This window comes from Paenibacillus tuaregi (genome assembly GCF_900086655.1).
Classification (GTDB): Bacteria; Bacillota; Bacilli; order Paenibacillales; family Paenibacillaceae; genus Fontibacillus; species Fontibacillus tuaregi.
In genome coordinates this window covers 1397179-1419811 of record NZ_LT575476.1, presented here as the reverse complement: position 1 = coordinate 1419811, position 22633 = coordinate 1397179, and the positions used below count along the sequence as shown (strand labels likewise).

The 22633-nt window shown below is 51.1% G+C and carries 18 protein-coding genes and 1 other annotated feature; all 18 genes read right to left on the bottom strand.

The annotated features are described in order from the left end of the window. Nucleotides 1–19 precede the first annotated feature (19 nt). Nucleotides 20–1129, bottom strand: coding sequence for a hypothetical protein (locus tag BN6628_RS06540; RefSeq protein WP_068615748.1), 1110 nt, complete (start codon nt 1127–1129; stop codon nt 20–22). Further along, on the bottom strand, nt 1126–1794 hold the full coding sequence (locus tag BN6628_RS06535; RefSeq protein WP_068615746.1) for a 5-bromo-4-chloroindolyl phosphate hydrolysis family protein: 669 nt from the start codon (nt 1792–1794) through the stop codon (nt 1126–1128). Before BN6628_RS06535 ends, BN6628_RS06540 begins: the two co-directional genes overlap by 4 nt. Beyond that, entirely contained in the window at nt 1791–3416 is a 1626-nt protein-coding gene (locus BN6628_RS06530) for a VWA domain-containing protein (RefSeq protein ID WP_068615744.1), read from the bottom strand. Before BN6628_RS06530 ends, BN6628_RS06535 begins: the two co-directional genes overlap by 4 nt. Nucleotides 3417–3545: 129 nt before the next feature. Continuing rightward, on the bottom strand, nt 3546–4871 hold the full coding sequence (gene murC / locus BN6628_RS06525) for a UDP-N-acetylmuramate--L-alanine ligase (protein WP_068622046.1): 1326 nt from the start codon (nt 4869–4871) through the stop codon (nt 3546–3548). A gap of 59 nt (nt 4872–4930) precedes the next feature. Further along, entirely contained in the window at nt 4931–6295 is a 1365-nt protein-coding gene (locus BN6628_RS06520) for a bifunctional folylpolyglutamate synthase/dihydrofolate synthase (protein ID WP_068615741.1), read from the bottom strand. Nucleotides 6296–6956: 661 nt separating this feature from the next. Further along, nucleotides 6957–9611 carry a valine--tRNA ligase gene (locus BN6628_RS06515; RefSeq protein ID WP_068615739.1) on the bottom strand — a complete coding sequence of 885 codons (2655 nt, stop codon included), beginning with the start codon at nt 9609–9611 and terminating at the stop codon, nt 6957–6959. Nucleotides 9612–9721: 110 nt separating this feature from the next. Beyond that, nucleotides 9722–9978, bottom strand: a binding site (T-box leader). Between the two features lie 127 nt (nt 9979–10105). Then, nucleotides 10106–11500 carry a LysM peptidoglycan-binding domain-containing protein gene (locus BN6628_RS06510; protein ID WP_157692463.1) on the bottom strand — a complete coding sequence of 465 codons (1395 nt, stop codon included), beginning with the start codon at nt 11498–11500 and terminating at the stop codon, nt 10106–10108. A 107-nt stretch (nt 11501–11607) separates the two neighbouring features. Then, the gene (locus BN6628_RS06505) at nt 11608–12519 is read right to left on the bottom strand and encodes an RluA family pseudouridine synthase (protein WP_068615737.1); all 912 of its coding nucleotides are present in this window, start codon (nt 12517–12519) and stop codon (nt 11608–11610) included. Beyond that, nucleotides 12516–13817 carry a glutamate-1-semialdehyde 2,1-aminomutase gene (gene hemL / locus BN6628_RS06500; protein WP_068615735.1) on the bottom strand — a complete coding sequence of 434 codons (1302 nt, stop codon included), beginning with the start codon at nt 13815–13817 and terminating at the stop codon, nt 12516–12518. Before hemL ends, BN6628_RS06505 begins: the two co-directional genes overlap by 4 nt. Nucleotides 13818–13859: 42 nt before the next feature. Continuing rightward, on the bottom strand, nt 13860–14864 hold the full coding sequence (hemB, locus tag BN6628_RS06495; protein WP_068615734.1) for a porphobilinogen synthase: 1005 nt from the start codon (nt 14862–14864) through the stop codon (nt 13860–13862). 36 nt (nt 14865–14900) lie between these two features. Next, the gene (cobA, locus tag BN6628_RS06490; RefSeq protein WP_068615732.1) at nt 14901–16457 is read right to left on the bottom strand and encodes a uroporphyrinogen-III C-methyltransferase; all 1557 of its coding nucleotides are present in this window, start codon (nt 16455–16457) and stop codon (nt 14901–14903) included. Between the two features lie 7 nt (nt 16458–16464). Beyond that, a complete protein-coding gene (gene hemC / locus BN6628_RS06485) occupies nt 16465–17412 on the bottom strand; it encodes a hydroxymethylbilane synthase (protein ID WP_068615730.1) in 948 nt (315 codons plus the stop codon). 25 nt (nt 17413–17437) lie between these two features. Then, nucleotides 17438–18082, bottom strand: coding sequence for a precorrin-2 dehydrogenase/sirohydrochlorin ferrochelatase family protein (locus BN6628_RS06480; RefSeq protein WP_068615727.1), 645 nt, complete (start codon nt 18080–18082; stop codon nt 17438–17440). 8 nt (nt 18083–18090) lie between these two features. Further along, nucleotides 18091–18813, bottom strand: coding sequence for a cytochrome c biogenesis protein CcsA (ccsA, locus tag BN6628_RS06475; protein WP_235847591.1), 723 nt, complete (start codon nt 18811–18813; stop codon nt 18091–18093). Between the two features lie 119 nt (nt 18814–18932). Beyond that, nucleotides 18933–20318, bottom strand: a complete 1386-nt coding sequence (gene hemA, locus BN6628_RS06470; protein ID WP_068615725.1) for a glutamyl-tRNA reductase — start codon at nt 20316–20318, stop codon at nt 18933–18935. A gap of 267 nt (nt 20319–20585) precedes the next feature. Continuing rightward, on the bottom strand, nt 20586–20987 hold the full coding sequence (speD, locus tag BN6628_RS06465) for an adenosylmethionine decarboxylase (protein ID WP_068615724.1): 402 nt from the start codon (nt 20985–20987) through the stop codon (nt 20586–20588). 229 nt (nt 20988–21216) lie between these two features. Beyond that, nucleotides 21217–21804, bottom strand: a complete 588-nt coding sequence (locus BN6628_RS06460; protein ID WP_068615721.1) for a non-ribosomal peptide synthetase module — start codon at nt 21802–21804, stop codon at nt 21217–21219. A 207-nt stretch (nt 21805–22011) separates the two neighbouring features. Continuing rightward, entirely contained in the window at nt 22012–22632 is a 621-nt protein-coding gene (gene yihA / locus BN6628_RS06455) for a ribosome biogenesis GTP-binding protein YihA/YsxC (protein WP_068615719.1), read from the bottom strand. Nucleotide 22633: the final 1 nt, after the last annotated feature.

Genomic DNA, 22633 nt, shown 5'->3' with positions numbered 1-22633 from the left:
GGCCAGGTTATGCAGCCTGTTATTTTAGTCCGTTCACAATTTCATCCATCGTCTCGACATCAGGCATGCTCATTACATTTGTAATCTCTTTAGGGACTCCTTCAGCGGCCAGATGAGTAAAATCATTATTTTCACCCAGGACTCCGGAACGGAACCCGTATTTCTCCCAGGCAAGCTTCTGAATGCGCGGATCCTTGAGCAGAGCAGTCATCTTCTTCGCTTCCGGGGTCAACGCCACATAATCATGGGTGCTCCATACCGTAGGCTCCGGATATAGAATAACCGGCTTGGCCGTCTTCATCAGCTTCTTGTAAATCGCGGTGTTGGTGCTCGCAAAAGCAATCATGTCACTTTCATAACCCGCGATCATAGGGCTGGCTCCGATACCTTTGCTCAAATAATCGTTAAACACGTCTGAAGTAGAGCTTTTCTTGAACCCAAGCTTGGTGAACACTTTGCGGATTTGGGGCACCAAAGACGTGATGTTATCCTTGGTCGGCATATTTCCCTGATTCAGACTCACCGCAATCATGGCCGCAAATGAATTTCCCGAATTGGACTTCACTGGATCACTTGTAATCACTGCCACGGTTCCATATAAACTCTTCAGCTCGGGAGCCAGTTCCGCCCACTTCTTATCATGAATAATCATGCTTACAAGTCTGTTGAAATCTACTACGTAGTAAGACTGGTTCACTTTCTTGACAATGCCCTCAGAAATCAGCGGCTGTGTAATCATATCCCAACTGTACAATACAATGGGTGTTCTAAAAATGGGCTCAACCTGAAGAGGAGAAAGTTTGAGCTTAATCCGGTCTACGACCCCTTCACTTGCCGGGAATATGAAATCCTTGCCCTGAATTAAAGCCGGATTCGTCATTTCAAGTGAGCCTGCCTTCATAGCTTCAACCTGCAGCTTATAATCCTTAAGCGCGATCGCTTGAAAATCAGGATCATTAAATAAGGCCTCTTTCTCAGAACCGATTAATCCGGTTAATGTCTGGATATTCCCTTGTGCCGTGGGTGCCCCTCCTTGAGTTGAGGAACCCGGGGAGGGAAGCAGCTTATACACCACAGCCGCCGCCACAATAACTAATGCTGCAATCAGAAACCACACCCGAGACTTCAACCCGCATTCCCTCCTGTTCTGTGATTGCCCAGCTTGGCGAACTCATCATCGAGATCGGACAGCCCTAGCTGGGAACGCTGAAGTTCCATCATGGATTCCAGCTCCAGGGAGACCGAGGCCAGATCCCCAAATTCATGGCGCAAAATCTTGTTATACTGAGCGGAGAAAATATCCCTTACCTCCTGGATCACCTCTCCGATATGAGCCGTCATTCCCTTCGTCGCTTCATCGGCGTAACGATCCTTCTCCAGCTTGGAGTAATTGTCCACAAGATGGAGAAAGCGGGATAAATAATATGCCAGAAAGTGATCCAGCTCCGGGTCCACTTTCTTCTGCTCCTGAGTCATCTTTACAATGCCCGAAGCCATCCCGGCGATATCGAGCACGGCTTGACGCTGAAGGGAAGCTGTTAGTGAGGCACCGGCCGCATTCAAGCTACGGATATCCAGCGCGGTCCGCTTGAGAAACCTGCTTAGGCTCAGCTGCTCTCTCTCCGCAGCATCTCTAGGAAGTCCGAGGAACACACATATTCCAATGAACAGAGATATGACCAAAGAGGACAGCAGACCGAAATCCAGCGGCAAAAACAGCAGGGTGAACGCTGCGGTAAAAGCGGTAATCCCCCCGTAGTACCGCAGCCCAGGTATACTTTGCCATCTCCTCAATTGTAACCCCTCACCTTCTTGAACGCTTCGGCCAGGCCCTTCCTGCTGTCGAAGAGCTCCGCGTTCGTCAGCTTTTTGATAAACGTCAGCTGTGTATTCCCGTCTGTTCCGTTCGATGCGGCTTCACCAAATGCAATGGAGAAGACCGGGATATCTCTGCCGGACTGACGGTAGTAAGCGGCCAATCCGTCGACGGAGCCCGAAGACTCCCCGTCGGTCATCAGTACAGCTGAAGCAATGTACTTGTCCTTATCCACCTGGCTTAGCTCCTTCACGGCCTCAAGCGAGCAGCTGTAGATATCAGTTCCCCCATCTGGAGCCAGCTGGTTCACCTGGTCCAGCAGCGTTTTGAAATTACCGGCGCCTTCCGCATGATACCGCTCAGTGACTTCACTTGAGAACGGAAGTATCGTAATCACATCCTGGGCTGAACCTTGCAGCAGACTGTCACGCGCCTTGTTCTGATCGAGCAGCATTTCCATGGCGGATTTGAGCTCATGCTCCCTGTCCCCCTGCATACTGCCGGAGAAGTCCAGGCAATATACGGTATAGGAAGGCTTTCTGAACTCACTTTGATACAGATTGAGCGCTTCTAAAATAACGTTCGCATCCGGAAATTTAATCGGAGTCAGAATTCTCGTGGTATCAATCCCCCAGTCTGGATTGAATACAGCCGGATTCGCTTCTGCAACCATACCGCCTAATCCCACTCTCCGGCCTGTTTCCTGAATGCGTGCCTGAACAGGTTCGCTAAGCAGATACCCCTGCAAGTCCTGAAAGAACTTCTCCTTCTCTTTATTCGAATCATTCTGGATAAACCCGAATGAATAGTCTGCTAAAGTTAACCCGTCTTTGGGATAAACAACATACAAAGGCTCCCGTCCCCGCTTGATCAGCTCCTGATTCGTCTCGATAATAACAGACTCATAATTCACCATGGCCGGGTAGTCCTTCTCCAGAAACATATCCTTCAAGAAGCCTGAGCTGCCTGAGGAGCGTTCGACACCAGCCAGCAGTTTAACCAGCTTGGTACGAAGATTTGGATTCTTCAACATATCCCCCGTAATCATCTCCGGACTGCCGGAGAAGGCGCTGATCATTCCGATATACGCCGAGGCGCCTGAATTGGACTGGGAAGCTGAAGTCATGCTGAATCTTAGTCGTCCCTGCTGCACCGCGGACAGAATTTCATTCACGCCCACCTCCCTGCCTATGAATCCAAGCTCCTTGGCTTTGCTTTTGCGGATTCCCCATACCACTGGCGAGGTCATTACCGATTTCAGGTTTCGGACTTTCTTCTGCGTATCCCCCATGGAGATCCAGAGCGAGCTGGCCAGCCATACCCCGTCATAATTCTGTGGGGAACGCTGCAGCTGATACATGCTGTCTACCGAGCCCTCATAGACCATCTCCAGCTTATATCCCTTCTGATCCGCATAATCCTTAAGCAGCGGTTCCAACGACTTATTCTCGGAGCTCGACAAAATGCGGAAGACCCCTTCTCCCGGCGGTGCCATCACGCCCGAATTATCCGGATTCTCCACAGCCTGCCGGCTCCCTGAGGTGCACGCACTCAGCAGCAGCACGGCGGCTGTTAGAATCACCATCCACTTATGCTTCATTCATATCCCCCTTTACGAATGCAGCCTCTTCACATTCGGTTTACATACTCATTCATTCCATCTATTTAAGCATTCAATTGTTAGGAGAAAATAAAAAAACCGCCAGGATTTACCTGGCGGTGATATGACCTATTCAGCTTTTAGCTGGCTGGCTAACGCATAACCTACCTTATAGATATCTCCGGCCCCCATCGTGAGGACCAAATCTCCCGGCTGGAGCCTATCCTGCAGATCAGAGATCACTTCCTGCTTGGTCGGGATATATCTGGCACTGGCATTACTGTTTGTCTTAATGAGCTCCACGAGCTTGGAAGAATGAACCCCTTCGATCTGCTTCTCCCCCGCAGGTGAATAAATATCCGTAATAATCACTTCGTCCGCCTCCGAAAAGGCGCGGCTGAACGCATCCAGGAGGAAGAAGGTCCGTGTGTAGCGCTGCGGCTGGAACACGGCAATGATTCTTTTGCCTGTAGCTTTGGCCGCATTGATCGTTGCTTCGATCTCCGTTGGATGATGGGCATAATCATCAATGACAAGAATGTCGCGGACTTCCCCAAGCACCTGGAAACGCCGCTTGGCCCCGGTGAACAAGGTGATCGCTTTGACGATATCCGCAAAAGGAATCCCTGCCTCCAGACAAACAATGATCGTCGCCATTGCATTGTAAACATTATGCTGTCCTGGGACGGACAGCTCGACCTGGCCAAGCTTCTCCCCATAGGCGTGAAGCGTGAAGCTCACTTTACGGTCTCCAAGTTCAATGTCCGAAGCCATATAATCACAAGGCTGGTCAATACCGTAGGTAATGACCTGGCCTGACAGATTAGGAAGCAGCTCGCGGATGTTCTTGTCATCCCCGCAGACGACGGCTTTACCGTCTGGTCTAATCTGATTCAGGAACTGTACATAGGCTTCTTTGAGCCTGTCAAAGTTCCCTTCATAGTTCTCCAGATGATCAGCCTCAATGTTCGTCACTACCCCTACTGACGGATAATACTGGAGGAAGGAGCCATCGCTCTCATCCGCTTCAGCTACGACATACGGGCCTTGGCCCGCCTTGGCATTGGTGCCGATATTCATAATTTCCCCGCCGATGATATAGGTTGGGTCTGTCCCGCATCGCTCCATTACAAGAGCGATCATCGAAGATGTTGTCGTCTTGCCATGAGCTCCTGCTACGGCTACCCCCTTGCGTTCATTCAGCAGTCTGGCGAGCATTTGGGCCCGGTGAATGACCGGAATTCCCTGCTGCTCGGCTTCGACTCTCTCCACATTGTCCTTAGGGAGAGCTGTGGAGTATACGACCAGGTCGGCTCCCTGAACCTGTGATGCGGTATGTCCGATATATATTTTGGCTCCCTTGGCGGCAAGCTTCTCTGTCAGCTCCTGCGAAGCTACATCCGACCCGGTGACTCGGTATCCCATCTCCAGCATAACGCGGGCGATTGCGCTCATTCCATAGCCGCCGATGCCGATAAAGTGTACGTGTTCTAATGTTGTATTGGACAAAATGTTCACCAACCTTTTTCAGAATCGGTTTGATGCAAAAGGGCCGCGCGCACGTCGGAAATCAAATAAAGCGTGCCTGACACCACCCCAAGATCTTCCCGTTCCGTCCGCGACTTGAGCAGCTCAAGCGCTGCTTTCCAGTCACGTTCTACTATAACTTCCAAATTCGGCTTCGCCACCTCATTCCGCAGCTGCTGCACCAGATCATATAAACTCTGCGCGTCCATAGACCTGCGGAAATCAGGCTCGGTAAGGATAAGCGTATCCACTATTGGTAATATATGCTCTAAGTAGGCGCGATGATGCTTATTGCTAAGCATCCCCATCATCAAATTCAGTTTTTTGTAGCGGTAATTCTCCTGGATGCTCTTCGCGAGAGACTCGGCGCCCTCAGGATTATGAGCCCCATCCAGTATCAGCAGCGGATCTTCCGAGATCTGCTCCATTCTTCCTGCCCAGAATGTATCTTTAAATCCTGCGGCAACCTCATCGTCCTCCAGGACAAAAGCCATGTACTGCCGTAATACTTCAAGCACCATCATAACGCCCGCGGCGTTCTTGCTTTGGTGCTCTCCCTGTAGAGATACAGTTAGCTCCATGCTGCGGAAAGGCCCTCTAAAGACGATGTTCTGCTGCTTAGAAGTAACCTCCCTGCGTTCATAACTGAACTGCTCATTCAGCAGGTACAGCGTGCTTTTGCGGGCAGCTGCGGTTTCCTTCAGCACAGCGATAGCTTCCGGCTGCTCCACGCAGCTGACCACGGGCACCCCCGGCTTAATAATACCCGCTTTCTCGCGGGCGATCTGCTCAAGGGTATCTCCCAGAATATCTGTGTGATCAAATCCAATATTCGTAATCAAGGAGACAATGGGGGTCACAATATTGGTAACATCCATTCTGCCTCCAAGCCCGGTCTCCCAAACCACCACATCAGGATAACAGACTTCACCAAAATACAAAATGGCCAGCGCCGTACTTACCTCAAACATGGTCGGGGACCCCAGCTCGGTTGCAGCCAGTTCCTGAACGTGCGGATGAAGGCGGTTAGCCAGCTCCAGCAGGGTCTCGTCCGGAATATTCCCGCCATTATATTGAAAACGGTCTGTAAACTTTGTGATATACGGTGAGGTATATGTCCCTACCGAATATCCGCATGTAAGCAGTGTCTTCGTCAAAAAGGCACATGAGGAGCCCTTTCCATTCGTTCCTGCCACATGTATGAATTTCAGTTTCCGGTGCGGATTGTCAAGGCGCTCCATGAGAGCCTCAATCCGCTCCAAGCCTGGCCGGATTCCAAACGGAATCAAGCCGTTAATCCAGTCTACGGCTTCCGCGTAAGAACGCAGAGGGTTAGTTATGTCGTCTTGCATAAGAGAACCTGCTCCTTTTATTGGGGGGTGGTACCCTCCCAAACCCTCCCTAGAAGGGAGGGCCCCAAGGGCTTCGCCCTCTGGACACCCGAAATTTTCGGCGGGGGGGCGGGGGTGGTGATCACCTGATCTACTACGGCGTGTGAGCCGCTTGTCACCCCCGTTGGGGGTACGCTTTACTTTGGGTGCTCCTGCTGTAGAGGGCGCCCCCGGTTGTGCTTCTTTCTGCTACGACCTGCCTAGAGCGCTCTCCCTGCGGGAATCGCTGCTCCTTCGGTGCAGGGCGTTTGGGGCGCCTCTTGTTGTGCTTCTTCCTGCTACAGCCTGCTGGGGGCGCTCTCCCTTCGGGAGTCGCTGCTCCTTCGGTGCAGGGCGCTTGGGGCGACCCGGTTGGGCTTCTTCCTGCTACGGCCTGCCTAGAGCGCTCTCCCTTCGGGAGTCGCTGCTCCTTTGGTGCAGGGCACTTGGGGTGACCCGGTTGGGCTTCTTTCTGTACGGCCTGCCTAGAGCGTTCTCCCTGCGGGAGTCGCTGCTCCTTCGGTGCAGAGCACTTGGGCGCCCTAGGTTGGGCTTCTTCCTGCTACGGCCTGCCTAGAGCGCTCTCCCTTTCGGGAGTCGCTGCTCCTTCGGTGCAGGGCGCTTGGGGTATCAGCTCTGGGAGTTATCCCTTCAACTCTTCGATGCGGGCCTGCACTTTGGCGCGCTTCTCGGAGTAGTCCTGCATCTTCGCTTTTTCCTCTTCGATCACCTTGGCCGGAGCCTTGGCAACGAAGCCTGCGTTACCCAGCTTCTTCTCTACACGCTCGACCTCTTTGGTCAAGTGCTCATATTCTTTTTGCAAGCGGGCAATTTCTTGTCCGATATCAATTAATCCGGCCAGCGGGAAGTACAGCTCCGCCCCGGTTACAATAGCACTCATCGCTTTATCCGGTGCTGTCGCATCCATGGAGATAGAGAACTCCGAAGTGTTGCAGAATCTGCGGATGTAATTCTCATTGCGCTGAATGATTCCATTCGCTTTCTCAGAGCTTGGCTTCACGATCAGTTCAACCTTCTTGCTCATAGGAACATTCACCTCGGCCCGTACGTTTCGTACCGCACGGATCAAGTCAATCAGCAGGTTCATCTCTTCTACGGCATCCGGAGCTTCCAACGCGGCGTCGTATTTAGGCCACTCCGCCAGAGTGATGGTTTCGCCCTGATGCGGCAGATGCTGCCAGATCTCTTCAGAAATAAACGGCATGAACGGGTGAATCAGGCGCTGCGTGCGGTCAAGCACATAAGCAAGAACGGATTGGGTCTTGCTTTTCGCTGCCGCATCTTCCCCATACAGGGACAGCTTCGCGAATTCAATGTACCAATCACACAGATCATCCCAGATAAAGTTATACAGCAGGCGGCCCGTTTCCCCGAATTCATAGGAATCGATAAGCCGGGTAATATCACGGGCGGTTTCATTGAAGCGGTGCAGTATCCACCGGTCCGCGGTGCTCAGGTCGCCGCTGATATCGATATCCTCATATTGTACGCCTTCAAGATTCATAAGCGCAAAACGGGAAGCATTCCAGATCTTGTTGGCGAAGTTGCGCGCCTGCTCCACCTTTTCCCAGCGGAAGCGCAAATCCTGCCCTGGTGTGCTGCCGGTTGAGACCATGTAGCGCATAGCATCAGCGCCGTATTTCTCGATAACCTCCAGCGGATCAACGCCGTTGCCCAGCGACTTGGACATCTTGCGTCCCTCGCTGTCGCGGACCAGACCATGAATCAGCACGTCCTTGAACGGCTTCTGTCCAGTAAATTCAAGAGCGGTGAAGATCATCCGGGCTACCCAGAAATAAATAATGTCATACCCAGTTACGAGTACGCTCGTTGGGAAGAAGCGTTTGAAATCCTCACTTTCCGTATCCGGCCAGCCAAGCGTGGAGAACGGCCACAGCCCCGAGCTGAACCAGGTATCCAGCACGTCTTCATCCTGGCGCCATTCTTCGCCCTCAGGAGCTTCAGTACCTACGTACAGTTCCCCGGTAGTCTCATGATACCAAGCCGGAATCCGGTGCCCCCACCAAAGCTGGCGGGAAATACACCAGTCACGGATGTTCTCAATCCAGTGCAGATATATTTTCTCGAAACGGTCCGGCACGAACTGCACACCGTCCCCTGATTTTTGAGCTTTGATCGCTTCCACAGCCAAAGGCTCCATCTTCACGAACCACTGAGTGGATAAATACGGCTCAACCACTACACCTGTCCGCTCGCTATGTCCCACTTGATGTACATGATCCTCGATCCGAATAAGCACCCCTAGCTCCTTCAGATCATTCACAATCTGCTTGCGGCACTCGCTGCGATCAAGTCCTTGATACTTGGCTGCCGCCTCATTCATCTTGCCGCTCTCATCCATAACCGTAATCTGGGGCAGATCATGACGGAGGCCCACCTCAAAGTCATTCGGATCGTGAGCCGGTGTGATCTTCACAGCCCCGCTTCCGAATTCCTTCTCGACATACTCATCCCCAATGATTGGGATTTCCCGGCCCACGATTGGCAGCACCAGATATTGGCCGATTAGATGGGCATACCGTTCATCCTCTGGATGAACCGCCACAGCCGTATCTCCCAGCATCGTTTCAGGACGGGTAGTCGCAACTGTAATATGGCCGCTTCCATCTTTCAACGGATACTGAAGGTGGTACAAATGACCGTTTACCTCTTTATAATCCACTTCAATATCCGAAAGCGCCGTACGGGCTGCCGGGTCCCAGTTAATAATGCGTTTGCCGCGGTAGATTAAGCCCTTATTATACAGCTTAACGAATACCTCACGAACCGCCTTGGACAATCCTTCATCAAGGGTAAAACGCTCGCGTGAATAGTCCAACGAGAAGCCCATTTTGGCCCACTGCTCATGAATCGTTTCCGCATACTGGTCCTTCCATTCCCATACCTTCTCCAGGAACTTCTCCCGGCCCAGATCATATCGGGTAACCCCGTTCTCCCTAAGCTTTTGTTCGACCTTAGTCTGTGTGGCAATCCCGGCATGGTCTGTGCCCGGAAGCCAGAGTGCATCATAACCCTGCATGCGTTTGGTCCGGATCATAATGTCTTGGAGTGTAAAATCAAGCGCATGTCCAATATGCAGCATACCGGTTACGTTAGGCGGCGGGATTACAATAGTGAACGGTTCCGCATCCTTGCGCTCTCCAGCCTTAAAATAGTTCCCTTCCTTCCAATAACGGTACCACTTCTCCTCAGCGGATTTTGGATCATACGTCGTCGGCATGTTTACCGGGGACGACTCTTGGTTAATTTCTGACATTACACATACCTCCAATAATTTAGGGGTAATTGGTCATCATTAAGATTTTTTCTACAATTATTCCCAATTAACGCCTGGAATAGGTGAAAAAACAAAAAAAGCCCTTCGTCTCAAAGGACGAAAGGCTTTGACTTTCGCGGTACCACCTTTGTTTCGCAAAAACAGGTTTCCAATAGCAGGGGATTCCGATAGAATTTGCGACACTCATACAGATAACGGCTGTGACCGGTCCATTCTAACACAAGAGCTGCTCAAATGGACGACTCCCGGGCGACTTCGGTCAGCTGCAACCTGCGAAACCTCACAGCAACAGTAATTCCGCTCTCTGAAGGGCACTCTGCCTACTATTCCCGTTCCATGTCTTTAAGCTTTGATCCCTATAATAATAACGTGGATAACAGAGTTAGTCAATAATAGGCGTTTTACATACTTTTTCCTCAGACCGCAGCTAAGCCCCTGCGCGGGGCACAGGGGCTTAGTGAAACTCCAAACAATTAAGGGATATATAGAATTTGCCCTTCCTCCAGGCTCTGTTCAGAGAGCCGGTTATACAGCAAAAGCTCACGGGGATTGATCTGATAGCGGTCGGCAATCACATCAATCGTCTCCTCCCTTTGCACGATCACAAGCTTCACCTGCCGGAAAGGAGTCTGGTCCTGAACATTGGAAATAAACAGACTTTTCCAGCGGACGTCTTCCCTGTCCTCCTTGTATTCTGTCCCCGTATCCTGCTGTGCTTCTTCCACAACTTCGGCTTCTTTTGGAGGCCGGCTGGATTGTAAAAGAGAGCTTAAAGGCACAGACTCCTGCACATCCACTTGGGGAGTTTTTTTGCTGCCAAGGGCAATTTTGAGCTCGGGCTTTTCTTCAACTGGTGCTTGGATCTCCGCATCAGCTGGAACAGCTTCCCCTGATGTAGGCTCCTGTACCTGATCGAGGTACTCTTCGGCGGTATAGATGCGGTCCCCTTCCTCCGGCGCTGCCGGGGCAGAAGCAGGCTGCTCAAACTGCCATACGGCAGCAGGTTCGGCAGCTGAGTCTTCGCCGTTTGGTTTGGCTGCCACCGGTTTGGCCGCTACCGGTTGAGCTGCTGGCTCTTCAGCGTCTTGTTTGGCTGCCACCGGTTCATCCGCTGACTCCACTTTGGAGGAAATTCGCTCCCCGGCCAGACTCTCCTGGGTACGGGGTTGTTCCACATTCCAGGTAATATCCTTCGCTTGGGGTTGTTCCACATTCCAAGCAATATCCTTCGCTTGTGTTACATTTTCCTCGGATTCCTTGTCCGCCCATTCGGAGTCCGCTGAGGCTGTAAAAGCCTCCTTCTCTTGAACAGATACCGGCTCAACCGGATTCTGTTCCTGAATCTCCGGAAGCGACCAATAAGTCTCGGCTGCTGGTTCAGAGAACACAGGAACTGAAGGTTCGGACTGACCAGGTTCCTGAGCGGCGAACGTCTCCTGCTCCTCCCGGCCTGCTTCGTGATGTGCGGTATACTCCTCATCGCTCCATGCCCCAGCACCAGAGACAAAAGCAACCGTCTCAATGCCTCTCAGAGATAACACACCGGTGATATTAAGGCTATGGGTTCCGAGCACATCCACATCGAAATTCTCAATTTCCACTGTGATATCTTCCAGACGGTTCACCCGGCTCAGAGGAATCGTAATTTCTACCGGAATCAAATGAGAGAGCTCCTGCGTCTCACCTTCCCCACGATACAATCCGGTTACATGCAGATGTCCACGGAGCGCCGCATATTCATTACCTGGAATGACTTGAATTTTCGGAAGGATTTCCAGTTCAACCAACTCTTGAATACCGGCCGTCTCTTCCGCCAAGTGCACTCGTTCGTAAATATCAAACCTCAATCCATAGGATTGGTCCGTCAACGGTATAACCTCCTTTTTACGCATATCCAAACAAGGTTTCATTACTCGTTTAATCTATATGCTTCAAAAAGGAGAGCATGCCATTCTTTTTGTGGTCCGTACAGTTTTTACAGCCGGGGATTCCCAGAGAGCTTGTGATATAAATCTACAAACTGTTTTGGCCACGGGTCCTGAATCACCAGCTGCTCACCGGTCAAAGGGTGGGGAAAAGTAAGGCTCTCCCCATGCAGAGCCTGATAGCTCGTAAATGTATTGCTCCCTCCGTAGAGGGTATCACCAACCAAAGGATGGCCAATATAGCTCATATGAACCCGGATTTGATGCGTTCTGCCGGTCTCCAGCTCAAGACGGACCAAGCTGAAAGAACCAAAAGACTCCGCCCGTATCACCCGGGTAACCGCAGGCTTCCCACCGGGGGATACCCTCTGACGCTTAGCATGGTGCCGGTCCCTGCCAATTGGCGCGTCAATCCGGTGAATAGAAGGGTCCAAGATTCCTTCCACAATTGCAGCGTAAGTCCTGTCAATTCCTTTCGCACGCATGGACTCGTCCAGGATCAGCTGGGCATATTCGTTCTTGGCATACAGTACCGGTCCGGAAGTAAACTCATCCAGACGATGGATATGACGTACAGCAGCTTGTTCCCCTTGCCCCGCGTAATGGGCAGCCACTAGGTTGGCCAGCGTGAGTCCCTGTCCGTCCCCAGCCGGATGAACCTTCAGGCCAACCGGCTTATGCACAACAAGACAGTAATCATCTTCATACAGCACATTTAATTCATCCCAGTGAGGCTCAAATCCGTAGTCCCTTTTCGGAAACAAGCGTACCCGAATCCGGTCGCCTGCGACTTTAATTTCGTCATTCTGCTTAAGCCGAAACAGAAGTTTGGAGGGCACCTGAAGCGTGCCCTCCAACCATCCAATTGCTGCGGTATATGGATCTTGATCCGTCTGCCCTACTTTGCCGGGCATAAGCTCCAGCCACTCGCCGCGTTTTACCGCACTGCCTTTGTAGCTCATAGCTTCTGCAGCGCACGGCGGTTGGCTTCAATGGTGGCGTCGATATCTTCCTCCGTATGAACGCCGGATACAAACATCCCTTCAAATTGGGAAGGAGGAACGCTGATACCTTCGTCGATCATAGCGGCGAAATACTTGTTGAATTTGTTCAGGTCACTTGTCTTGGCTGTGTCGTAATTTGTTACTTTCTCTTCGGTAAAGAAAGGACACACCATCGATCCCACACGGTTAACCGAGATTGCAACTCCCCGCTCCTTGGCATTCTGCAGTAGTCCTGCCTCAAGCCTTGCTGACAGAGCTTCAAGGCGCTCATACACTTCAGGTGTCAGCAGGGACAAGGTCGTATATCCCGCGGTCATAGCCAGCGGATTCCCACTTAGCGTGCCTGCCTGGTAGATTGGTCCGGTCGGAGCAATCTGCTCCATGATCTCCCTTTTGCCGCCATACGCGCCAACAGGAAGGCCGCCACCGATAACCTTGCCTAGACAGGTTAAGTCCGGAGTAATACCGAAACGTCCTTGGGCACAGTTCATATGCACACGGAACCCGGTCATAACCTCATCAAAGATCAGCAGGCTGCCATACTTGCTTGTGATCTCCCGCAGGCCTTCCAGGAATCCGGGAAGAGGCGGAACCACGCCCATGTTTCCAGCTACAGGCTCCACAATTATACCGGCAATTTCCTCCCCGAATTTCTCAAACGCCAGCTTCACGGAATCCAGGTCGTTATAAGGCACAGTGATGGTATTAGCTGCAACCCCTTCGGGAACTCCCGGGCTGTCCGGCAGCCCCAGGGTCGCCACTCCAGATCCAGCTTTAATCAGCAGGCTGTCCGCATGGCCATGATAGGAGCCTTCGAACTTCATGATTTTGTTGCGGCCTGTGTACCCGCGGGCAAGCCGGATCGCACTCATGGTCGCTTCGGTTCCCGAACTCACCATACGCACGATATCGATGGACGGAACCCGTTCCGCCACGAGCTTGGCCATTTCCGTTTCCAGCAGCGTTGGAGCCCCAAAACTTGTTCCTTTGGCAGCAGCCGCCTGAACGGCCTTAACGACCTCAGGATGGGCATGTCCCATAATCAATGGACCCCATGAGCCGACATAGTCAATAAAGGTGTTACCGTCAATATCATAGACGCGTGGGCCTTCGCCGTGATCAATATAGATGGGGGTCAATCCGACAGATTTAAAGGCACGAACCGGACTGTTCACACCGCCCGGAATATATTTTTTAGCCTGATCAAAAGCCTCCCGTGACCGTTCATCATTACGAACAGAGGAATTTGTACTCATTAAAAGACACTCCCTACCTGATAATTTGTGAGATCAGCTTGTTCAGTTACCCTCGCGCAGCCAGCGCGCCATATCTTTGGCAAAATACGTGATAATGATATCAGCTCCCGCACGCTTCATGCCTAGCAGCATCTCGGTGACAATCGCTTTCTCATTGATCCAGCCCTGAAGGGCTGCCGCTTTCACCATAGAGTACTCACCGCTCACATTGTACGCTACAAGCGGAAGGTCAAACTGCTCACGCAGCAGGCGGATCACATCCATAAAGGCCAAGGCCGGCTTGACCATCAGCATGTCCGCCCCCTCTTGAACATCGGATTCGGCCTCGCGAAGAGCTTCACGGACATTAGCCGGGTCCATCTGGTAAGTCTTGCGGTCCCCGAATTGCGGAGCAGAATCAGCCGCTTCACGGAACGGTCCGTAAAATGCGGAAGCATACTTCACCGAATAAGACATAATCGGCACGTTCTGGAATCCGGCTTCATCCAGCCCTTGGCGAATGGCATGTACGAAGCCATCCATCATATTGGAAGGAGCAATAATGTCAGCTCCCGCTCGGGCTTGGGATACTGCCGTACGTGTCAGCAGCTCAAGCGACTCGTCATTGAGCACATCTCCGTGCACATGACCATCCCGCTCAAACGTATGAACCATTCCGCAATGACCATGGTCTGTGAACTCACACAGGCAGGTATCTGCAACAACCAGCATATCTGGATATAAAGACTTGATTACCCTTGTAGCTTCCTGTACAATCCCGCTCTCTTCGAAAGCCGAGGTGCCCACAGGGTCCTTTTCCGAAGGGATACCAAACAGCAGCACGGCGGAAATCCCCAGGTCCACAATCTCCTTCAGTTCATCCTTTAAGGTATCCAGGGAGAAATGGTATACCCCAGGCATGGAACTGATCTCATTTTTCACTCCGGTACCATAAGTCACAAAGATCGGTTGGATGAAGTCATCCACCGTAAGTACTGTTTCGCGGACCAATCCGCGAATAGCCGCATTCTGCCGCAGGCGGCGATGCCTAACAATTGGAAATGCCATAATAAAGCTGCCTCCTTGTTCTCTGTAGCTAATAAGTCATTCACAACTTGACTTCAATTTTTCTAACTTCCATTGGCACAAGGCCTCAACAAGACTATCCAATGTGGACTCTTCAGCCAGAACGGAAACTTTCAAGCCTGCTTCTTCAGCCGTCTTGGCAGTGACCGGCCCGATGCACGCGATTGCGGAGTCTTTCAAAGTCTCCGCCGGGTCCTCAATCCCCATCCGTTTAAGAATATCGAGCAGATTTCTTACTGTGGAAGAGCTGGTGAAGGTAACCGCGTGGATTTTGCCTTTTTCAATCAGCTTAAGAAGCTCATCGTCGTCCTCACCAGTAGGAACGGTCTCATACAGAACAGCTTCCGTCACCTCAAGCCCCTTTGACTTCAAAAACTCAGGAAGCCATGCCCGGGCCAGATTGCCTCTCGGAAGAAGTACGGTCTGCCCAGGCTTTAGAAGCTCATCGTACGCCTCGGCCAACCCTTCCGCCTGAAAACGCTCAGGGAGAGCCTCGGCACGAAGCCCTCTGCGCCCCAGCTCCTCTTTAGTCGCCGGGCCCACAGCAACAATCCTTGCTTTATGAAGGGCACGGATATCCAGACCCAGCCGGTTCAAATGCTCAAAGAAGTATTCGACCCCATTCACACTGGTAAAGAACACCCAGTTATACTTGTGAAGCTCGCCAAGAGCCTCTGAGACCGCCTGAAGAGCGGCCGGCTCCTTCGGAATTCGGGTCTCTATGACGGGGAACTCATAGGGTTCACCGCCAAGATCCTGGATCTGCTCAACCAGGCGGCTCGCCTGAGCCCTGGATCTGGTGACAAGAACTCTGGTGCCGAACAGTGGCAAGGCTTCCGCCCACTTCAATTGGTCACGCTGAAGCACGACCTCACCAACCACAATGACCGCAGGAGGCTTGAAGCCGGACTCCAGCACCTTCTCTTCAATATCCGCCAACGTTCCGATTAAAGTAGCCTGCTCGGCCCTTGTTCCCCATCGGATCAAAGCAACAGGCGTATCAGGCGAACGTCCGTACTTGACCAGCTGGCGGCTGATATATCCGATCTTCGCCACACCCATCATAAAAATAAGCGTTCCCGTGGCGTTCGTTACTTTATCCCATTGGATTGAATGATCCAGCTTATCGGGACTTTCATGCCCGGTTATAATTGAAAGTGACGAAGCATAGTCCCGGTGTGTAACCGGAATACCCGCATAGGCGGGCACTGAAATAGCCGCGGTAATCCCAGGCACAATCTCATAAAAGATTCCGTTCTTTCTAAGCAGTTCAGCCTCTTCCCCAACCCGGCCAAATATGGTGGGGTCTCCGCCCTTAAGCCGGGTTACGGTCTTCCCTTCCAAAGCCAGGTCGACCAGAAGCTGATTGATGTCTTCCTGCTTCATCGTATGCCGGTCCGTACGTTTGCCGACGTATACCTTCTCGGCTCCCGGCTTCATAGACTTCAACAGACTCGGATTAGCCAATCTGTCGTAGACGACAACATCGGCTTTTTGAATGCATGCAAGACCTTTTACCGTGATCAGCCTGGCATCCCCAGGCCCGGCTCCAACCAGATATACTCTCCCCGCCATGCTTCTCTCATCCCCTAACGTCTGACAATATCTCTTCCGCACCTCTGGATCTTAGCAGGTCGGCCACTTCTTCGCCCAGCCGGTCCGCATCTGTGCCATCTAGGCTTTCTTTAAGAATTACACTTCCATCTGGTGAACCAACCAGTCCGGTGAGCCGGATTCTGTTTCCTCCAGTTTCAGGCTTCGCATCTTCCAATGAGGCAAATGCTCCTATGGGAATCTGGCATCCTCCGTTCAAAGCCCCCAGGAAGCTCCGTTCAGCAGCCACGGTGAGGGCAGTCTCGGGATCATTGTATAAGGAGAGGAGATGTCTGACTTCTTCATCGTCTTCCCGGCATTCAATCCCCAGTGCCCCTTGTCCCACTGCAGGCAGACATACATCCACCGGCAGATACGAAGTGATTCTGTCCTCCCATCCCATCCGGTACAGTCCAGCCGCTGCTAATATAATCGCATCAAAACCTTCGGTCTCTAGCTTCTTCAGCCGGGAGTCGATGTTTCCTCTGATCGCCTCAATCTGAAGATCCGGGCGGTATGCCTTAAGCTGACTGGCCCGGCGCAGGCTGCTTGTTCCTACCTTGGCTCTTTGCGGCAGATCGTCTAAGGTATGACCGTGCTTTGAGATCAAGGCGTCCCTGGGATCTACACGCCTTGGCACCGCGCCGTTCATCAGCCCTTCCGGCAGTTCAGAAGGCATGTCCTTCATACTGTGAACGGCCAGATCAATCTCCTTGTCCAGCATCGCCTGTTCAATTTCTTTTACGAACAATCCCTTACCTCCGACCTTGGAGAGAGTCACATCCAAGATGCGGTCCCCCTTGGTCACAATCTTGCGGATTTCGAATTGAAAAGGGAGGGCGTGCTGGGCACACAGTTCCTTAAGAGCCTCAATAACCTGATCTGTCTGAGTCAGGGCGAGCTGGCTTTGTCTTGTTCCTACTACAATCGTGCGCATGGCATAAGCTCCTTATGTAACAAATTTATGTACCATAACTTCGGATCCAATCCTTGATTTGCTGCTCATTCCACATCTGGAAGCTTCCGCCGCGGATATCATCCAGTATGTTCAATTCAGCTGCGGCCCTAAGCAGCTCATGCCGCCTGCGGACACTGCTGACCTCCCGCTTCACAATGTCTCTGATTCTGCTCAAGAAATCGATATACACCTCATACTCTCCTCCGTATCGGTCTCCAAGCTCCTTTGAAATACTAAGGGCTGCTGCCGGGCCAGCGCCTGATGTGCTTACGGCGATCAGGAGCCCACCGCGCCGGACTACAGCAGGTGAGATAAAATTCCCTCCCTGTCCCGGTCCAGACACATTTACTGGTATATGAAGCTGCCGCGCCTCCTCGGCCACCAATTCGTTGATAGCAGGGAGGTCTGTAGCCGCATACACCAGATCAGCTCCGGCCAGGTCACCTGTGAGATACTCCCTCTTATGCCAAATCAAGCTGCCATTTTGGGCAGCTTGATGAAGCGGCTCGGTAACAGCCGGACTTATGAGTTTGATCGATGCTCCTACGCTGAGCATATATTCGGTTTTCCGCTGAGCCACAGGTCCACCGCCCACAATAACACAGAGAAGCCCTTTGGCCTTGAGCATGATCGGAATATAATGATCCATCTGTCAATCTACCTCCCTGTCCACTGATGAAAGGCCGACCAGGAATTCAGCAGGAAATTGGCAATCGTTACGACATAACCGATGATCGCCCAATTCGCCATCACCTTTCCACTGTACCGCTGCATCCTTCTTCCGGCAAAATATACCGTATAGATGACCAATGCCACGAAAGTGAAGGCAACCTTCATATCTGCCAGCAGCTCCCACCGTTTCTCCGCAACAATAGCAGAGACACCTACAATCAGGGATACGGCCAACAGTGAGGTTCCCCAACGCATAGAAATGTTGATATATTTCTCAAGCGCCTCAAGGCTCGGAAGCCTTCTTACGGTATCGTTCCACTTCTTGCGTTTCAGCTTGCGGTGAAGGAACAAATACATGATCGCAAATACAGCAGACAATGTAAGTGCCGCATAACTCACAACAGCCAGGGCAATATGAAGGCTTATGAGTCCGTTAAAAGTCTGTGAATGGTGAATTGAATAGTCCACCGCCCTGTAACTTAACCGGTTTAGAACAGTCAGCACGAACCCAATCAGACTGATAAGCAGCACTGTGAACTCGGTTCTTTGCCTAAAAGTCAGCACAAATGCGGCCGTTACAAGGCTTAAACAGATCAAAAGCACATAGTTATAATTAGAAAGCAGGATATTGGCGCCATCCTGCCACAGACGTATGCTGATGCTTGCCAGCTGAAGAACAAACACACAAGCAAGAAGCCCTGCGCCCATTCGCTTTGCACTCCCGTTGCGGCGAATGCAATCCGAGAAATAAAACAGAAGGCTCAGGGCATATATATAAATTATCGCGTCATAGATCCCGCTTAGCAGCGCCAAGGCTGATCACCGCCTTAAATGGACACCTGCGCTATTGTGAGCGCTTTGTCCCGAATAGCTCCCTTGGAGGCATTAGACTGTTCCACAATGTCAGCATCCCGCAGGTTGGCTTCTTTGGCCTTAGCTTCTTCCAGCTGCTTTTCCAATGCAAAAATCTGAGTGAACATCTCCAAAGCCTGTTCACCGCGCTTCTCTCCAGCCATTTCCTTGATCCGGTTAATGGGATCATGCATCATTTGATTCACAATGCTCTTTGTGAGGCGGCGTATTACTGTGCGCTGATGTTCATCCAGCTCAGGCAGCTTGTTGAACATGCTCTGCATCGTATCTTCATAGATGGAGGACGATTTCTCCTGGAGAGCCCGGATAATCGGTTTCACTCCAAGTGTCTGCAGCCAATTCGCAAACACATCCATCTCATGGTCAATCATAGCTTCAATCTTAAGCGCCTCAGCACGTCTCATTTCCATATTGCTCTCCACGATTCCTTCCAGATCGTCAATATCATACAGGAATACGTTAGGGAGTTCGGAGATCGAAGGGTCAATATCCCTCGGCACCGCAATATCAATCATAAAGAGCGGACGGGATGGGCGCTTCTTCATGCTCTGGGACACTTGCGACGAGGTCAGCACGTAGCCTTCGGCCCCCGTGGAACTGATAATAATGTCCACGTCCTTAAGCTGGTCCATAGCTTCCTGCATCGTGCAAGGCGTTCCGTTGAACTTGCCGGCCAGTTCCTGTGCGCGGGCAAACGTCCGGTTGGCCACAAGAACCTGTTCGGCACCACTGGAATACAGATGCTTAACTGTAAGCTCGCTCATCTTTCCGGCCCCGAGAATCAACACTTTCTTCCCATAAAAATCACCGAAAATCCGCTTGCCCAGCTCTACAGCCGCATAGCTTACTGAGACCGCGCTCTCCCCGATCGAAGTCTCGGAATGAGCGCGCTTGCTCAGGGTAATTACCTGCTTAAACAGCATATTAAACCAGGTGCCGGTCGCTTTTTCACTTTGAGCCTGCAGGAAAGCCTGTTTAACCTGGCCCAGGATCTGTGTCTCTCCCAGAACCATGGAATCCAGTCCGCAGGCTACCCGGAACAAGTGCCGAATCGCCTGATCATCTTCGTACATATATAAATGCTGGGTGAACTCCTGACGGGAGACCCCAAACCATTGTTCAATAAAGCTGCGGATGAAGTACCCGCACATATGCAGCCGATCCACGACCACATAAATCTCCGTGCGGTTGCAGGTGGCGATAACAACGCCTTCCAATACACTCTTGGTACGTTTCAACTCCGACAGCGCTGCCGGCATATCTTTGTCTGCGAATGTAAAGCGTTCCCTAACCTCCACAGGCGCCGTTCGATAGTTCAACCCGACTACGACGATGTGCATTGCAAGTCCTCCTGCCTTTAAATGAATGAGTAAGTTTAGTATTTCTTACATTGTTAATTATATCACAGTCCATTTCGGCTGCTTTGAGATTTTTATGAATTGTTTATGAAGTTCTCATGTACACGGCGGTCCCATATAGTAAACAGAATAGACAATTATTAAAACAAATAACCATGGAAGAATCCATGGTTACTTCATTGTCCCGCATCAAGTAAAGAATGCGAAGTACATGCAATGTAAATATTAGCGTAAAAGGTTCTGCTCCGGTTAGACCAACTCAGCTTGCTGCTGGAGCTCAGGAGTCTCGACTTTAAGCTCTCCGAGTCCGCGAATCAGCTTCTTGGCATAAGTCTTCTCCGGTTTCAAAATGGACACCAGGTAATCAATGGCGAGCTGTGGATCAACTGTTTCTCCACATGTGTAACAATCAACAGCTGCAAAACCTCTCTCAGGATAAGTATGAATCGAGAGATGGCTCTCTGACAGCATTACAAGGACCGTAGCTCCTTGTGGTTCGAACTGTTTGGCTTGCACCGACAATACGGTTGCACCGCACGCCTCGGCAGCTTCCACCAAGTGAGCCTGCAATAGCTCCGCGTTGTTCAGTACCTCAAAATCGACTCCCCAAGTATCAACAGCAACGTGTCTTCCGAAAGTTGAATATTCCACCTTCCGGTTCCCCCTTCCTAGGAATAAAATGTTTGAAAAATTTCATCCGCTAGGACCTACGTCATTCACTTCCCGAGGGAAAAATCTCTCGTAACATAATGTCCTGAGTGAATCCTGGTTCCTATATTCTTTTCAACGAGATTAAAAATAACATCTATTCAGGACAATTGCAATACTTTTTAGAACTTTATTCAAAAAAAAGACCGCCCATTTTTCAGGGCAGCCTTCCTTAAGCCTCTAATGCAAACAATCGTTGTGTATACAGACGAAGCTGGGTATCAATCTCGTTAATAGAAGGTTCGTCCTTAACCGAGATCCGCAGATCGAGCAGCTCATTGATGCCCCGTTGGATACGATGGATCTCCATCTCCACTTCATTGGAGCGGTACAATCGCTGAAGCTCCTCCACCGTATTCTTGTATTCAAATACAATCTTCGGTGTATCTCCATTATACTCGGTGATCTTGCGTACCCGGCCTTCTTCATAGTGATACATAACCACAAATCCATTATAAATGCGGTTGACGATTCCTGTCCCTTTATAGGCTGCGAACAATCGGCGCATAACATTCGTGATCGGGGGATTTACCAAGCGGAAAGACGCTTCACAGATATAATAACCATCCTTACGATCAAAAGGCAGATGCAGTTCCTCGCCCTGGTCATCTTCCAGGACCACTTCTTGTCCTCCCCCGTCAAGCACCTTAATCCGCTGTCTGACATGAGGATCGCCTATCCTGTGAACAAATTCGGCCATTTGAACTTCCGACAATCGCAAACTGGCTTTAATATACTCTGTGGCTAACCGCTGAGCCATAAAAATCTCCTCAATTCTTTTAATCCTTTGTAGTTAATTATACACTACACATTAAAACAATTGCGCGGTATTCCAATCATGATTTTTCAGCGTATTTTAGAAAAAAACGGAATTTGGCTAGTTAAGAAGCGACAATCCCTTAACATACTCACTTTCCTGCTGAAAGTTCTCCCGTTCCCTCTCATTTTCACCGAATCCACGTTCATCCTACTCAAGGATGGCTGTCTCATCATGCTCCTCTTCCGTCCTGATGTGGCGGCTAATCAGACTCCACAGCTCATCTTTGCCAATCCCTGCTTCAGACGAAAACATAATCAGCTCATCACCCGCCCGCATCACAAGCGCATCCTTAATAATTTTAATGTGCTTCTGCCAACGGCTCTTCGGAATTTTGTCCGCCTTGGTGGCCACAACCCCTACAGGAATATCGTAATGCTTCAGCCAATCGTACATCAGCTCGTCATCTTTGGATGGCGGATGTCTGAGATCAATGACAAGCAGGACGAGCTTCAGCGGCTCCCGGTTTGTCAGGAATTCCTCAATCATTCTGCCCCAGACCTGACGCTGGACCTTCGATACCTTGGCATACCCGTAACCCGGAAAATCCACAAAATATAAAACATCATTAATCCGGTAGTAATTCAGGTGTTGGGTTTTGCCGGGGGTGGAGCTTGTCCGTGCCAGATTCTTCCGGTTGATCATCCGGTTGATCAGCGAGGACTTTCCCACATTGGAACGACCTGCCAGAGCAATCTCTGGCAAGCCGTCTTCAGGATATTGATCAGGCCTCACGGCACTGATGATAAATTCGGAACTTGTTACTTTCATT

Bases quoted from the DNA above. Each gene is read 5' to 3' on its own strand.
- BN6628_RS06530 (WP_068615744.1), bottom strand. From the start codon at position 3,416: ATGAAGCATAAGTGGATGGTGATTCTAACAGCCGCCGTGCTGCTGCTG.
- murC (WP_068622046.1), bottom strand. From the start codon at position 4,871: ATGAGCGCAATCGCCCGCGTTATGCTGGAGATGGGATACCGAGTCACC.
- BN6628_RS06520 (WP_068615741.1), bottom strand. From the start codon at position 6,295: ATGCAAGACGACATAACTAACCCTCTGCGTTCTTACGCGGAAGCCGTA.
- BN6628_RS06515 (WP_068615739.1), bottom strand. From the start codon at position 9,611: ATGTCAGAAATTAACCAAGAGTCGTCCCCGGTAAACATGCCGACGACG.
- BN6628_RS06505 (WP_068615737.1), bottom strand. From the start codon at position 12,519: ATGAGCTACAAAGGCAGTGCGGTAAAACGCGGCGAGTGGCTGGAGCTT.
- hemL (WP_068615735.1), bottom strand. From the start codon at position 13,817: ATGAGTACAAATTCCTCTGTTCGTAATGATGAACGGTCACGGGAGGCT.
- hemB (WP_068615734.1), bottom strand. From the start codon at position 14,864: ATGGCATTTCCAATTGTTAGGCATCGCCGCCTGCGGCAGAATGCGGCT.
- cobA (WP_068615732.1), bottom strand. From the start codon at position 16,457: ATGGCGGGGAGAGTATATCTGGTTGGAGCCGGGCCTGGGGATGCCAGG.
- hemC (WP_068615730.1), bottom strand. From the start codon at position 17,412: ATGCGCACGATTGTAGTAGGAACAAGACAAAGCCAGCTCGCCCTGACT.
- BN6628_RS06480 (WP_068615727.1), bottom strand. From the start codon at position 18,082: ATGGATCATTATATTCCGATCATGCTCAAGGCCAAAGGGCTTCTCTGT.
- ccsA (WP_235847591.1), bottom strand. From the start codon at position 18,813: ATGGGCGCAGGGCTTCTTGCTTGTGTGTTTGTTCTTCAGCTGGCAAGC.
- hemA (WP_068615725.1), bottom strand. From the start codon at position 20,318: ATGCACATCGTCGTAGTCGGGTTGAACTATCGAACGGCGCCTGTGGAG.
- BN6628_RS06460 (WP_068615721.1), bottom strand. From the start codon at position 21,804: ATGGCTCAGCGGTTAGCCACAGAGTATATTAAAGCCAGTTTGCGATTG.
- yihA (WP_068615719.1), bottom strand. From the start codon at position 22,632: ATGAAAGTAACAAGTTCCGAATTTATCATCAGTGCCGTGAGGCCTGAT.